The organism is Mesorhizobium sp. NPDC059025 (genome assembly GCF_042739655.1).
In the GTDB taxonomy this organism is placed as follows: Bacteria; Pseudomonadota; Alphaproteobacteria; order Rhizobiales; family Rhizobiaceae; genus Mesorhizobium.
The window spans coordinates 185,821-199,444 of sequence record NZ_JBHYIM010000003.1; the positions used below are offsets into that span (position 1 = coordinate 185,821).

Consider the following 13,624-nt stretch of genomic DNA (forward strand, 5'->3'; position numbering starts at 1 on the left):
AATGATCCTAACAAAAGACCCGGTCGGTGGAGTAAGCCGGCCGGGCCTCTTGACGTCCCGTTCAGGACGGGACGGGGCAGGGAACCCCGTTAATATCTGGGGCTCCCATTGTGGCGAATCAATGCCCTAGCGGGGCGTCGCGCCTATTTTGCACTTGCCACCGGTGCCACCAGCGGGGTGATACGGCGGATGGCGACGCGCCGGTTCTCGCGTTCCGGCTTCTGTGTTTTCACCTTCAGGTAGCGTTCGCCGTAGCCCTGCGTGCTCAGATTCTCCGGCGGGACGTCGAAGACGCTGCTCAGCGCGTTGGCGACGGCCTCGGCGCGGCGGTCGGACAGCGCCAGGTTGGCGACGTCCGAGCCGACGGCATCGGTGTGGCCCTCGATCAGGAAGGTCTCGGCAGGGTTCTTGGCCAGCAGCTTCTGCATGGCATCGGCCACGCCTTGCAGCTTCTCGACCTCGGTTTCGGGAATGGTTGCCGAACCGAACTCGAAATTCAGCGTGTCGAGATCGATGCGGCGGGCTATGTCGCGCACGCGTGCCGAGCGCTTGACCTCGTCGATCGAATAGAGACGCTTGACCTTCTCCACCGGCGGTCGTTCCAGGAAGACATAATAGTCTTCGGGGCTTTGGACGTACTCCGATTCCAGGATGTATTCCCGGCGCGGAATGTCGATGTAGATCGGCGGCAGCTCGTCGCCTGGGTCGCGCCACTCGCTGATGTCTTCGTAATAACGCTCGTCAACATAGCTCAGCACATATTCGCGGCCGTCCGGCGTGATGCGAGACCGCCTGATGATATCGCCATTGCGGTTGCGGATGGTGATGATCTGGTTGCCATTGTCGCGCACGATGGTCTCGCGGGTGCGGCCGCGCGGCAGGTCCTCGTAGTAGACGTCCTGCGCGTCACGGGTGATGCGGGGACGGTCGTTGCTTTCGACGATGATCTGGTTGTTGAACTGAATGATCGTGCGATCGCCGTAGTTCTTGACGATATCGGCCCCTTCAGGACGCGGACGCCGGCGTACGTCGAAATCCGGTGCGCGTTCGAGCCGCGTGCCTTTCTCCTCCGTCACCGGGGCGATTTTTTCCGGCTGGATCGTCACCTGTGCCGCCTTGTCGTCCTTGGGTGGCGGCACCTTTTCCGTCGGCTGCTGAACTGGCTGGGCGGGCTGTGTCACCGGCTGCCCGGCTGGTGTCTGGCCAGGCTGCGGCTGGACGCTGTCGCCTTTCTGGCCGCTGACCGGAGGCTGGGCATCCTTCTGGCTGTCGAAGATCGGCGCGGCGTTAGGGTTGGCCGGCGTGTCGATCTGCTGCCCCGCCGGCTTCTGTTCCCCGGCTGCCGGTAGCTGGCCGCCATCGGCCGGAGCCGGCGGTTGTCCGCCTTGCGCCGGCTGCGTCGCATCACCGGGTTTCGGCTGTTCGCCGGGCTGAGGTTCACTGGCAGGTTTGCTGGATGCGTCACCCTGACCGGCAGGCTTTTGCTCGCCAGTCGCCGGTTTTTCGCCGCCTTGCGCCGGCTGCTCAGTCGGCTTTGCCTCCGGCTCAACCGGTTTGTCGGCAGGCTTCGCCTCTTCCGGCCTATCGGACGGTTTTGCCTGGGTTGGTTCTTCCTTGGCTGCGGGCTCTTCCTTGGCTGGCTTGCTTTCAGCCGGCTTCTGTTCCGGTTCAGCCGGTTTCTGCTCGGGTTCTGCGGGTTTCGCGTCCGGCGCCTTTTCGACCGGCGCCGGCTGCTCAGCCGCAGGTTCGGCCTGCTCTTTCCTGGGCTTCTTGCGCGGCTGCTCCGGCTCCACGGCTGGAGTTTCCTGCTGGGCGGGAGCGGCTTCAGCGGGCGCGGGTTGTTCTGCCGGAGCGGGTTCAGCCTGTTCCTCGCTCTGCTTGCGCTTCTTGCGTGGCTGTTCCGGCTCGGCGGCGGGCGCTTCCTGCTGGACAGGGGCAGCTTCCGCTGGTGCCGGTTGTTCTGCCGGCGCCGGCTCGGCCTGTTCCTCGCTCTGCTTGCGTTTCTTGCGCGGCTGTTCAGGCTCGGCAGGTGGTTCTGCCGCTGGTTCCTGCTGCGCCTGTATCGGAGTTGCTTCCGGAGCAGGGGCCTGCTCGACGGCTGGCGCGGGTTCCGGTGCCGCCACGGGTTCCGGTGCGGCAACCGGTTCCGGTTGTGGTTCCGGAGCAGGGGGCTGTTCGATTGCCGGTGCAGGTTCGGGTGCTGCCACCGGTTCAGGCGCAGCAGCCGGTTCGGGCTGTGGTTCGGGAGCGGCCTGCTCCACCGGCGGCTGGCTGTTCTCGGCAGAGCCGTCACCTTCCGCCTGGGCCAGGATCAGCAGGGATGGCGTGCCCGCTGCAAGGTCGTTCTTGAGTGGCAGGGCAGCAAGCGGCGACGAGGCCATCAGCAGGCCGAGAGCGGTTCCAGTCAGGATCCGTTGTTGGCGTTTCATATCGAATCTCCTGTGCAGGGACGCTGCCGAGGCCCGTAGGCGCGGTCGGTTCGACCGGCAAGAGCCGCAGCGGTGAGAGTAGGGGTATCGAACAGGCGTTTTGATGACACTGGCCGGAGACGCTTGACGTCGCGGCTGCGGCGCGCCACATGCGCCGGATGGAAAGCGAACCCTTCTGGAAGGCCAAGACGCTGGAGGAGATGTCTCCCGCGGAGTGGGAATCGCTGTGCGACGGTTGCGGCAAGTGCTGCCTGTCGAAGCTCGAGGATGAAGATACCGGCGAAATCTACTGGACGAGCGTCGCCTGTCGCCTGTTCGACGCCGGCACCTGCCGTTGCCACGACTACACCAACCGTCTGGCCAAGGTGCCCGACTGCGTCGGCCTCACGCCGCAGAATGTCCGCACCATCAGCTGGCTGCCGTCGACCTGCGCCTATCGGCTCGTCGCTGAAGGGCATGATCTCTACTGGTGGCACCGCCTGCTCTCCGGCAGCGCGGAGACTGTGCACGAGGCAGGCATCTCGATGCGTGGCCGGGTACGCGCCAGCGAGACGGATCTCGCTGAGCCTGAAGACTATTTCGACTATGTGCTCGACGAGGAGCCCTGAAACAGGGCGAGCCGTCGAACAGGCATGCATGCGGCCACGCCGCCATTCCTTTTCCATGCCCGACTATGGTCATCAGCGAAATGAACCTCGCATGAACGAGCGGTTCCCGTTCGGTTCAGCCATGTCCCGCTAGGGTCACATTATCGCTTCGGCGAACAGGGTTCACAGCAAACAGGCTTCCACAAGGAGAAGATCATGTTGACCAAGATCAAGGCTGCCGCACTTTCGGCTTTCGTCGCTTTTGGCGCTCTCGCTGCCGTTCCTGCCACCGCGCAGGCCGACGGCATCTATCTGAACCTCGGCAGCGGCGAGCCGCGCTTCGGCGTCTACGCCGGTGACCGCGACCAGCGCGACTGGCGCCGCGATCGCTGGGACCGCGAGCGGGGCTGGGATCGCCGCGACCGTGGCTGGGACCGCGATCGTCCCGGCTGCTCGCCGGAATGGGCGCTGAACAAGGCCGAGCGCATGGGTGTCTGGCGGGCTCGCATCGTCGACGTGAACCGTCGCGTCATCAAGGTTGCCGGCCGCCAGGACGGCGAACGCACCATGGTCGTGTTCGGCCGCGAGCGCGGCTGCCCAGTGCTTTACCGCTAAGACACCGCCGGGCTGCAAAGTCCAAAGAGAAGGCCCCGGAGGAGCGATCCTCCGGGGCCTTCTCTTTTACGACCCAACAGACTGGTGCCTGATATCAGGCACCAGTCCTACCACATCATTTCAGCTCGAAGGTGACGTTGACCATGACCTTGTAGGCGTTCTCGCCGGCCTGTACGGGCACCGAAGCGCCGGCGGCATCATAGGCCTTGGCGTTCATCGGCATCGGCGGAGGCGCGTAGCTCTGGTCGGTGATTTCCAAGACTTTGCCGACGCTGACGCCGGCGGCTTCCGCAAGCGTCTTGGCCTTGGCGATTGCATCGGCCACGGCCTTCTTGCGCGCTTCGGTGACGACGGCTGCGGGATTCTCGTTGGTGAAGGAGATGCCGCCACCCTGATTGACGCCGAGCGACACGGCCTTGTCGAGGATTTCACCAGTCTTGGAGATGTCACGCACACGCACCGACAGCGTGTTGGTGACCTGGTAGGCGATCAGCTCCGCCTCCTGGTTGCCGTCGGGCTTGTTGGTGTAGTTGTAGCGCGGGTTGATCTGGATGCCGGCCGTCTGCAGGTCGCGCTCGGCAATGCCGGCTGCCTTCATAGCGGCAATCACGGCAGCCATGGCGTCATTGTTGGCGTTGAGCGCCTCACGTGCGGTCTTGGCTTCGCGCATGACGCTGAGCGACAGCAGGGCGAGATCGGGCGCGACGGTGGCTTCGCCTTCGCCGGACACGATGATGCGTAGCGGCTGTGGGGTTTCGGCTGCGCTGGCGATCGCAGGCATTGCGACGGCGGCGGCGAGGGCGAGGGGCAAAAAGGCTCTGGTCATCGAAAAACTCCGTTGTTCGCCAGTGGCGATGGCCCGATTAGGCGCCGAATATGGATTGATTTGGGCGATGTTGGCGAGTGTGCTCGTAAAGCCTTGTGTGGCGCCACGAAAAACACTATCCAGCCCGCGTGGGGCCTGTAGCTCAATGGTTAGAGCCGGCGGCTCATAACCGCTTGGTTGGGGGTTCGAGTCCCTCCGGGCCCACCATGGAACTTCATTTTAATGTTGGGGCTGCAAATGCGGCCGATGATTGTTGGTAGGGAGTACCAACAAATCTGAGAGGCTGGCGGCTTAAGCATCGCTTTAGAGACCGCTCCTGCTTCGGCGGCCGATCAGCTCAGCGCTGACCGTTGCTCCGAATAGCTTTCGGCAACCATCAGATAGTCCTCGTGCGTCGCGCGGCCGGGATTTGGCGCGAGACGCCCACCATCGGGGAAGCTTCCTGCGTGGCAAAATGTGAAGTCCCTAACAGACCGCCGCGTGGCAAGCTGCGTTCTTGTCGCTGATCGAGTGATGGAGAAGCCGAGGATTTGCCATGCGGCGAAACTGCAAGCGTGACGGAGTCCCGATCCCCGCAGAGCTTTGTGACGCTCAAGCCTGCGCCGGTCGCGTGGTTGTCCCTGCCGTCGGATGTCGTCGATTCATGGATTTGCTCGCCAAGCAAACACAAGTGATTTATACTGCTAAGCACGAGAACTGGTGGTCCTGGCAGGGGCGTTCCATGTTTGAAGTCGTTGCGTTCTGGCGGGATGCGCGGGCGAAAGCTGCGTCCCAAAAACTTGGCGTGGTCGCATTCGTACTTCTTGGCTTGCTGATGTTCGCATCGCAGATCGCGAATGCCGCGCCGAACTGGACGCTCGATCCATCCGCTTCCGTGCTCACCTACCAATCGGTCAAGAAGAACACCATCGTCGAGACCAACAAGATCAGGAACATCACCGGCACGTTGAGCTCGGCTGGTGACGCCAAGATCAGTTTTGACCTCAATTCGGTCGACACCGGCGTCGACCTCCGCAACGTTCGCATGCGCTTCCTGTTCTTCGAGACATTCAACTACCCGACGGCAGAAGTGACAGCGAAGGTAAATCCCGCCGCTTTCGCCGATCTTGCAACCAAGCGCCGGGTCAAGACCACCTTGCCGTTTCGCCTCAACCTGCATGGTGTCGACAAGGATCTGGAGGCGAGCGTTGTCGTCACCATGATCGGCGACACCCAGGTCTCTGTCGCCTCCGAGGCACCGGTCGCAGTGCGCGTCGAGGATTTTGGCCTGCTGCCGAATGTCGAAAAGCTGCAACAGGCAGCCAATGTGACCAACATCGTGCCGACCGCATCGGTTTCCTTCGATTTCGTTTTTACCGTCGACGGCAGCAAGCCGGCCACGATCCAGACCGTCGCTGCAGGCGCGGTTGGTCCCGTCACCACCGATGCCGCGAAAGCCAATTTCAGTGATGAGGAATGCTTCAACAGGTTCGCCGTGCTCTCGCGCACCGGCGCCATCTATTTTCGCCCCGCGAGTGCCAGGCTCGATGCCAAAAGCCGTCCGCTGCTGACGGAGGTCGAAGGTGTCGTCGGCAAATGCCCGACACTCAAAGTCGAGGTGTCCGGCTACACCGATTCCGACGGATCGCCGGAAGCAAACAAGCTGTTGTCGGAGCGGCGGGCCCAGGCGGTGGCGGATGCTTTGGTTGTCGACGGTGTGCCGCGCAACCAGATCAGTGCTGCCGGCTATGGCGAGGAACGGCCTGTTGCCGCCAACGATACGCCCAAGAACAAGGCTCTCAACCGGCGCATCGAATTCTCCACCAGCAAGCTCGCCAACTGAGGCCGTCGTGGGTTCCGGTGCTATCGCCTTCTATGGTGGCATGGTTCGTGTCGCCGGAGTGGTGGTGCTGTTCCTGCTCCTGGGCATGACGACGACCGCCAGCGCCGAGCGACGCGTCGCGCTGGTGCTTGGCAATTCGCAGTATCAGCATGCAGCGGCGCTTCCCAATCCGGTACGCGACGCCCAGGCCATGGCCGAGCGGCTGCAGGCCCTTGGCTTCGAGGTGATTTCCGGCTTTGACCTCACAAAACAGGAGACACAGACCACGGTTGCCCAGTTCGCCAAGCAGGTGCGTGGTGCCGACGTTGCGCTTTTCTTCTACGCCGGCCACGGCCTGCAGGTGTCGGGCAAGAATTATCTGCTTCCCATCGACGCCGCGCTCGAGGATGAGACCTCGCTCGATTTCGAGGCCGTATCGGTCGATTTCGTCCTGCGTCAGATGTCGCGCGAAACCAGCATCAGGCTGGTGTTCCTGGACGCCTGCCGGGATAATCCGCTTGCGCAGGTTCTGGCAAAGACGGCCGGTGTCAAAGGCGCAAGCAGCGGTCTTGCCGAGATTCCGATCGAGAATGGGGGCGCCGGCACGCTGGTTGCCTTCGCTGCCAGTCCAAATCAGCTGACCTATGATGGATCGGGCGATCACTCGCCTTTCACCAAGGCGCTTTTGCAACATATCGGCGAAACCAACATCTCCATCACCGAAGCGGCGAACCGGGTGACCAGCGACGTCTTCAAGGCAACCAATGGCAAGCAGCGGCCCTGGATCAATGTTTCGCTGACCACCGAGGTTGTGTTGCACAGGGTCGATCTCAATGCGCCGCTGATTGTCGGAGAGGCGCGTCCACCGCAAGAGGAGACCAATTCCGGGACGCGCAATACGGGCGTGGCAGCCGCTCAGAGTGGCGACCAGCTCGCGCTCGATGTCCTGCGTCAGAAAATCCCGAAACTGGCGACGGATGAGCCGATCTTCTTCGATCGCCCGATCAAATTCGGTGATCCTGCAATCGACGGCAAGAGCATCGCCCAATTGATCAAGAGCGAGCCGCTCTTCAGCCCGGTGGAAGGCCTCGACAAGTCGATGTGGCAGGGCAAGCACTGCGACGGCTGCCATCAGTGGAATGAGGCGCGGCTTTGCGAGCAGGCGAAGAATTTCGCCACCAACGACGTATCCGTCATGCGCCTGCAGCATCCCCTGGGCACGCGTTTCAAGGTAGCGCTGGCCAAATGGGCGCAAAGCGGCTGCCAGTGATGCTGGATCTAGGCTGACGGGGCTCGCCTCGACCAATCGGTGAGCCTGGAGGTGTCGGCCGATTGCCGCTGTGCCTCCATCTCCACGATCTGAATGCCCATTTCGAGAAAGGCCGAAAGTACGGCAAAGCGATCCACCCGTGAGACGCTCGCCAGCCCTGTCAGAATGCCAGCATTGACGGCATGGGCGGCCGGATATCCGGTTGAGGCCATGTTGAAGGCTGGATCGCGCCATGCCGCCGCAAGAACAATCCAGGCAGCCGGGGTGACGGGCGACATATCGATGACGCTGCTCAAGGCCGCGCGGTGCCGCGGGTTGTCCGGGTCGGCAACCCAGTCGTGAACAATCGCCAGCAATTTCAGATCCACGTCGGCAAGGAGTTCAGCGAGGTTACGCAGGCATTCGTGACCCCACCAGATTGCCGCCCGTTCGGGCAGGAGATAGGCACAGAAGGTGATTGCTTCTTCCGGCACGCGCCCTGCGAGCAAGGTATGGCAAAACTCGAGCGGTGGCCGATCGGTGGCAGGCGCTTTCATGTCCCTGGCGATGGCGGGACACGCGAGGAAAAGATCCCTTGCTGATCTGTACCCAAGTTCATTGGCCATGGCTGTAACACCCGAACAGGAGCAGCGTCGCACTCAAGCCCGAGGTCGAGCGCCGGTCAAGCCTCTGCTTTAGCAGGCGGTGGCTTCCGGCAGCGTGAGTTTGTTCACAGACAATTGCCGTCCGATTTGATATGGTCTGCAGCAGCAAAATCCGCCCGAAAGGAGAGACGGTTATGCGTTGGGGCAGCTTGGCCTCGGTATTGGCGGCCTTTCTTTTTTCCACGCATGTTTTCGCCGATCCGCTTCAGAAATCAGAAGACATCGTGAAATTCTTCGCCAACCAGGGCAACCTTGGTACGTCGCGCGGAATCTGTGTCGGGACCGAGGAAGAGTGCAAGGGCAAGGTCGACAAAAGCGGGAAACCGCCGCAAAGGGCCGGCCTCGATATGATGATCAATTTCGCCCTGGATTCAGCTCAGCTCGACCAGACTGCCCGCAGCGAACTTGACGAGTTCGCCAAGGCGCTGGAGGACAAACGGCTGAGCACTTTCAGCTTTGTCGTCGAAGGTCACACCGATGCGACCGGCTCTGACGGCTACAATCAGAACCTCTCACAGCGACGGGCTCAGTCCGTGGCGGCCTTCCTGACGGCGAACGGCATCGAGCCGGCCCGCCTCCAGGCGATCGGCCTGGGCAAGTCGCATCCACGGGTCGCCGATCCATACGACCCGATCAATCGCCGCGTCGAAATGCGGATCAGGACCGAGTAAAGCGGCCGGCGTCAGCCCTTGGTGCCAGTGAAAAGAGGTGAGGGAGCCTTGCCGCAGGCAGGGCTCCTCCGATCGTTCTGGGATCAATTCTTGAGTGCGCCGCCCACCGCGATGCCGGTGCCGAAGATCAGCGCCTTGGTCAGGAAGTCACCGTCGTCTCTCGGGGGTGGCCGGTCGCGCATCTCGATATCGCTGTCGCGCTTGCGCTGGACAATCTGCTGCTTCTTGCGCGGTTTCTGCTGCACCACAGGCTTGAGCGTGCGGGTCTTCTGCACTGTCTGTTTCCTGGACGGTGCCATGTCGACGCGGCTGGCCGCTTTCTTGGCACGTATCGTATCCAATATCGGGTCGGTCTGGATCGCCAGGAACGCCAATTGCTCGCGTGTCAGATAGGTGGTTTGCGGCAGTCCGTTCTTACCCTGCCAGACACCGATGGCCAGCCGTGTCTTCGGACCGAGATTGCCGTCGACGTAGCCAAGCTCGTTGCCCAGCGCCTCGATGCGCAATTGCAGGTCGATGCGGCCGTTGCGGTCGAGTCCGATTGCCTTTTCAGTCAGCTCGGTGCCGGGCGTCTGCTTCATCTCATCGGTGATACCGACCGTGGTGCGCACGGCGGAACCCGAATTGGCGGTTGCTCCGTTTGCGTCGAGCGAGGCAACCTGCTTGCTGGCGGCTTTCGGGTCCTTCAGCTGATCGATGTTGAGCTTTGCCACCGTGGCGAACCGGCCGTTCGGGAACTGCTCGAGATAGGCTTCGTAGAAGGGGACGGCATTCCTCTTCGATGCTTCATCCCACAGGCGCTGCTCGATCTCCCAAGATGACGGGCCGCTGACAGTCTGGGTCGGGTCCACTGTGGTCTTGGCTGAATCAGGGGACGTGGTGATCGGTGTGGCTACCTGTGCCGCGGGTTTGCCCAGGAAAACCTCGCGCCCCAGGGAAGCATTGTGCCATGGCCGCTGCCGACCTTGCGTGGCTTCCGTAACCTCGCCGCGGACGCGTGTCAGTGCGCTCTGAATTTCAACGCCGGGCTGAGTGAGGTGCTTGGCGAGTGCCAGGGAGTAGGGGCTGTCGACACCGTTGCCGTCGTAGGCAATGGCGCCGGGATCCGTTGCATAAGCGATCAGCACGCCGCCAGTGCCGACGCCGTCGACTTTTGCATCAACCGGAGCAAGGCCGGCTCCCAGCGAGCGGCTCTTCGGCAGTGCTGCCGCCAGCGTGCGGGCCAGCGGGTTGTCGCGGCAGGCATCGAGGATGATGATGCCGACAGCCGGATCGGCGGGCAGCGCTGCCATGAATTCATCGATCTGAACGGTGCGGGTCTTGAGATAGGCCGGTGATGTCAGCTCGGCATCGACCGGGATGAGGTAATTCTTGCCGTCGACCTGCATGCCATGGCCAGCATAAAAAATGATCGCAAGATCCGCGTTGTAGGATTCCTCGGTGAATTTGCCGATCAGACCATGCATGCCGGCATTGTCCTGGTCGACACCCTCGATGACCTCGAAGCCGGCATTGCGCAGCGTGGATGCGATGAGGCGGGCATCGTTGGCGGGATTGGGCAAGGCGACAGCATTGACGTATTTGCTGTTGCCGATGACCAGCGCGACACGCTTGGTGTCGGATTTGGCGGCCTGGACGCCGAAGGCTGTCAGAAAGACAAGAAATAATCCAGTCAAGAGGACGGCGAACGCTTTCATGGATCAGCCCTCCACCCCGTTGGGGTGCATCATTGATATTTGTGCATGCTCGAACAGGTGAGCGACAAAGTCGCTTCTGCCAAAAATGGCTCTGGGCGTATGTGACCCCGATCACATATGCGGTTCACAGGGCGCCGGATAAGCCTCTGCAAATAAACAGGCAGTATACCATCCACCGGCCTGAAAACCAATCGACCTGGCGATGGTGCGGATCCTGCGAAGCGGGCTTCGGCTAACCTGGCTCGAGCGGGTTTTCGATTGATCCGAGCAATGCCGTTATTGCCTGCTTGTACTTTTCATATTCCGGCGACGTCTGCCGAATTTGCGTTGTCGTCGTCGACTGGCTCTGTTCGACCGCCACGCGCGTCACCTTCTGTCCCATCTTGCGCTCGGCCCAGTCGATGACATAGCCGGCGGTTTTGCCGGTGAGAAATGGATTGGCCTGAATCACGGCTGATCCCAATACCGCGCTCAGCTGTGACGAGCCCGACGCCGCCAACACCTGGTGTGCACCCTCCATACCCAGGAAATGGCATAGATAGAGGCGTCCGGCGGTGATCTGGTGGCCGCGCCCGCGCAGATAGGCCTCGCCCTCGCGCGCCAGGTTGCGCACCATCTCGCGCGAGAGCGTGGCGTCGTAGCGAAGCGCGAGCAGGTCCGCGGTCGACAGGGTGTTGGCGAGATCGGGACGATAAGTGTTCATCATCCGGATCCAGGTCTTGGTGATGAACTGGCCGGCGCCGGTTGCGGACGAATTTGGATTCTTGGCACGAGCGCTACCGCCGCTTTCGACATGGACGATCCGTTCGGTGAGGGTCTCGACAGCCACGTCGGGGGAACTGCCGGAATTGCTGGTGGCGACCGCGGTGACGGTGCCCAGGGAATCGATCGCCTCTCCGTTCTGGTACAGCTCGAAATGAAGATGGGGACCCGTCGAGAGCCCGGTGGTTCCGACGTAGCCGATGACGTCGCCGGCCTTCACTTTGGTGCCAATACCATTTGCGATGGCGAATTTTTGCATGTGGGCGTAACGCGTCTCCCGCCCGTTGGCATGCGTGATCTTCACCAGATTGCCGTAGCCGCCCCCATCGCCCTGGAAGGTGATCTCGCCGTCGAAAGCTGCCACGATAGGGGTACCGACGGGAGCAGCCCAATCGGTGCCTTTGTGTATTCGAACCGTACCGAGGATCGGGTGCTTGCGGGGACCGAAAGTCGAAGTCATGACCCCGCTCACCGGGGTGACCATGCCGTTGACCATGGTCAGGGAACGAACTTCGTCGTTGCCCGTGACGCACGCATATTGGCCTTCGTTCTGCTGGAAGACGAAACAGTCGAGGCTCTTGGTTGTACCCGAGACGCCGACATAGAGGACCTTTCCCGAGTTTTCGTCCTGGCCGCGCGGCGTCTGCGAATAGATCAGCACCAGACGCTGGTCCTCGCTGGCAAAGGCATCCAGGTCCTGTCCGCGGGACAGATACATGATTGCCTCGCCGATAATGCTCGTCGGGACCTTGTTGCGTGCCGCCGTCGAATATATCGCATCGAGCAGGCGATATTGCCGCTTGGGCCCCCCCTGATCGGACGTGCCGGAATAGTTGAAGAGGTCTTGGCTTACCCATGGATCGACGCCCGACACGAAAGCGCCTGATGCATTGCGGGTCAACGTGCCGACATAGACATTCCTGGCATAGACCGAAACCTGCATGAGCGACATGGTGGTCGTCTCACGGTTCGGCCGAAACCCGCGCAAGGCGACGACAAAGCCGGGCTCCAGTCCGCCGCGGTTGAAGAGCGTCTTCAGTGCCTCGCCTGCCAGCCTCGCGTCATCGGCGGAGAAGTGTGCGTCGAGCGTTACGCTATCCAGGCTACGGTCGTTGAAGATCTTCACGAAAGTGTCTTCAGTCGCCTCGAAGCGCTGATACTCACTGGTGACTGTCGCAACGGTGGTTGTGTTGTCGATCGCGGTTTTCTTGAACGCGGGAAGGGCCGCTTCGCCCTGATCGATGGTCTCGCCCCAGCCGGCCTCGGGATCGTCCACGCTTGTCTTGGGGGGCGAGGCCGCATCTCCATCCGGCGCAGGCTGGAGATCGTTTTCCAGATCGCCTTGCTGATCGCCGGCGACCTCGCCCTGCGTGGGCGAGGCCGGCTGCAGATCGCCGCCCGTGGTCGTCGGAGATTTTGGTGCCGCCTGTCGCTGCGCCTGGAAGAATGCGAAATCCTCCTGTGTTGACGGGATCGTCGTCATGAATTTTTCGCTGGCACTCAGCATCATGTCGGAAAGGACCTCGATCTGAGGCGATGCGCCTGAACTGTCGAGCTCGGCCGGGCGCGCGATCGTGCGGCTTTTCGTTGCGGTGGCGGCATCAGGGGCAAGCGTGATCCACATCGGATCGCCAGCGAGATCGATGATCGCCGGCACATAGACGCGGGCATCGGGCGGTACGTCCTCCATGTCTTCGACGGGATGCAGTTCCTCGTCCTCGTCCCCGAAAGACCAATAATCCTTGGTGAGATAAAAGCCGGCGACGATGACGACGATCGCCAGCGTGGAGAGGCTGACGAGGATCCGGCGCCAGAGTTTGCGCCGGCGCTCGTTCCGGCGCGCCTGCTTTTTTTGTTTGAAGCTCGTGTCGATGCTGTGCGTCACGGGCCGCTTCCGGTCAGGAAATACGTCCAGCGCACCTGTTCGAGCGTGTCGACTTCGACGAAGCGCGCCGCGATATGGCCACGCTGCCAGCACTCCTCTATGCCACGTATCGAGAAGCGGCGTCGGTCGACGCACATTTCGATCGACCCGTTGAGGATCGCGTGACCGAAGACATCTGTTGCATAGAGGTAGATGTAGCGGTTGGCCAGTTCCTCGCGGATGACGTTCACGCACTGGTTGGCGCCGATGGTCCACCATCCGTCGGTCTGGTCGGCGCTGTCGACCTTCTGTCCGACAGCGAGATTGACGACGTCGAGCGTCTGGTTGCACACCGTGAATTCTGCACGAGCCGTGTCGATCGACAGGATCGACAGCAGCGTTGCCGCGAGCAGCATGGCTGCCATGTGGCCCGAGAATTCAGGCCATGTTCGAAACCA

General features: G+C 61.9%; 11 protein-coding genes and 1 tRNA gene. 6 read left to right on the forward strand and 6 right to left on the reverse strand.

The genetic code is table 11. From position 1 onward, the window contains the following. Positions 1-143: 143 nt before the first annotated feature. Entirely contained in the window at positions 144-2,429 is a 2,286-nt protein-coding gene (locus tag ACFWYE_RS08925) for an OmpA family protein (RefSeq protein WP_379110844.1), read from the reverse strand. A gap of 149 nt (positions 2,430-2,578) precedes the next feature. Between ACFWYE_RS08925 and ACFWYE_RS08930 the strand changes: the two genes are divergently transcribed. Both ACFWYE_RS08930 and ACFWYE_RS08935 read left to right on the forward strand, forming a co-directional pair. Further along, entirely contained in the window at positions 2,579-3,037 is a 459-nt protein-coding gene (locus tag ACFWYE_RS08930; protein WP_379110846.1) for a YcgN family cysteine cluster protein, read from the forward strand. A 195-nt stretch (positions 3,038-3,232) separates the two neighbouring features. Continuing rightward, on the forward strand, positions 3,233-3,631 hold the full coding sequence (locus ACFWYE_RS08935) for a hypothetical protein (RefSeq protein WP_379110847.1): 399 nt from the start codon (positions 3,233-3,235) through the stop codon (positions 3,629-3,631). A gap of 115 nt (positions 3,632-3,746) precedes the next feature. Here ACFWYE_RS08935 and ACFWYE_RS08940 read toward each other — a convergent pair whose 3' ends face one another. Continuing rightward, complete coding sequence (locus ACFWYE_RS08940; RefSeq protein ID WP_379110849.1) at positions 3,747-4,457, reverse strand: SIMPL domain-containing protein; 711 nt, start codon at positions 4,455-4,457, stop codon at positions 3,747-3,749. A 131-nt stretch (positions 4,458-4,588) separates the two neighbouring features. Between ACFWYE_RS08940 and ACFWYE_RS08945 the strand changes: the two genes are divergently transcribed. The 3 genes from ACFWYE_RS08945 (at position 4,589) to ACFWYE_RS08955 (ending at position 7,528) form a co-directional block, all read left to right on the forward strand. Then, positions 4,589-4,664 (forward strand) — tRNA-Ile (locus ACFWYE_RS08945). Positions 4,665-5,178: 514 nt separating this feature from the next. Further along, a complete protein-coding gene (locus ACFWYE_RS08950) occupies positions 5,179-6,279 on the forward strand; it encodes an OmpA family protein (RefSeq protein WP_379110851.1) in 1,101 nt (366 codons plus the stop codon). A 7-nt stretch (positions 6,280-6,286) separates the two neighbouring features. Continuing rightward, the gene (locus tag ACFWYE_RS08955; protein WP_379110852.1) at positions 6,287-7,528 is read left to right on the forward strand and encodes a caspase domain-containing protein; all 1,242 of its coding nucleotides are present in this window, start codon (positions 6,287-6,289) and stop codon (positions 7,526-7,528) included. Positions 7,529-7,536: 8 nt separating this feature from the next. On the opposite strand, the gene ACFWYE_RS08960 is transcribed toward ACFWYE_RS08955, so the two are convergent. Beyond that, a complete protein-coding gene (locus tag ACFWYE_RS08960; protein ID WP_379110853.1) occupies positions 7,537-8,064 on the reverse strand; it encodes a DUF6931 family protein in 528 nt (175 codons plus the stop codon). 242 nt (positions 8,065-8,306) lie between these two features. Between ACFWYE_RS08960 and ACFWYE_RS08965 the strand changes: the two genes are divergently transcribed. Further along, positions 8,307-8,843, forward strand: coding sequence for an OmpA family protein (locus tag ACFWYE_RS08965; RefSeq protein WP_379110854.1), 537 nt, complete (start codon positions 8,307-8,309; stop codon positions 8,841-8,843). 83 nt (positions 8,844-8,926) lie between these two features. Here the strand turns inward: ACFWYE_RS08965 and ACFWYE_RS08970 are convergent, their stop codons facing one another. The 3 genes from ACFWYE_RS08970 to ACFWYE_RS08980 form a co-directional block, all read right to left on the reverse strand. Then, entirely contained in the window at positions 8,927-10,540 is a 1,614-nt protein-coding gene (locus tag ACFWYE_RS08970) for a caspase family protein (RefSeq protein WP_379110856.1), read from the reverse strand. A 232-nt stretch (positions 10,541-10,772) separates the two neighbouring features. Continuing rightward, positions 10,773-13,187, reverse strand: a complete 2,415-nt coding sequence (locus ACFWYE_RS08975; protein WP_379110858.1) for a M23 family metallopeptidase — start codon at positions 13,185-13,187, stop codon at positions 10,773-10,775. Continuing rightward, complete coding sequence (locus tag ACFWYE_RS08980) at positions 13,184-13,591, reverse strand: DUF1036 domain-containing protein (RefSeq protein WP_379110859.1); 408 nt, start codon at positions 13,589-13,591, stop codon at positions 13,184-13,186. Before ACFWYE_RS08980 ends, ACFWYE_RS08975 begins: the two co-directional genes overlap by 4 nt. Positions 13,592-13,624: the final 33 nt, after the last annotated feature.

Coding starts and splice junctions, on each gene's coding strand:
- ACFWYE_RS08925 (WP_379110844.1), bottom strand. CDS start 2,429: ATGAAACGCCAACAACGGATCCTGACTGGAACCGCTCTCGGCCTGCTG.
- ACFWYE_RS08930 (WP_379110846.1), top strand. CDS start 2,579: ATGCGCCGGATGGAAAGCGAACCCTTCTGGAAGGCCAAGACGCTGGAG.
- ACFWYE_RS08935 (WP_379110847.1), top strand. CDS start 3,233: ATGTTGACCAAGATCAAGGCTGCCGCACTTTCGGCTTTCGTCGCTTTT.
- ACFWYE_RS08940 (WP_379110849.1), bottom strand. CDS start 4,457: ATGACCAGAGCCTTTTTGCCCCTCGCCCTCGCCGCCGCCGTCGCAATG.
- ACFWYE_RS08950 (WP_379110851.1), top strand. CDS start 5,179: ATGTTTGAAGTCGTTGCGTTCTGGCGGGATGCGCGGGCGAAAGCTGCG.
- ACFWYE_RS08960 (WP_379110853.1), bottom strand. CDS start 8,064: ATGAAAGCGCCTGCCACCGATCGGCCACCGCTCGAGTTTTGCCATACC.
- ACFWYE_RS08965 (WP_379110854.1), top strand. CDS start 8,307: ATGCGTTGGGGCAGCTTGGCCTCGGTATTGGCGGCCTTTCTTTTTTCC.
- ACFWYE_RS08970 (WP_379110856.1), bottom strand. CDS start 10,540: ATGAAAGCGTTCGCCGTCCTCTTGACTGGATTATTTCTTGTCTTTCTG.
- ACFWYE_RS08980 (WP_379110859.1), bottom strand. CDS start 13,591: ATGGCAGCCATGCTGCTCGCGGCAACGCTGCTGTCGATCCTGTCGATC.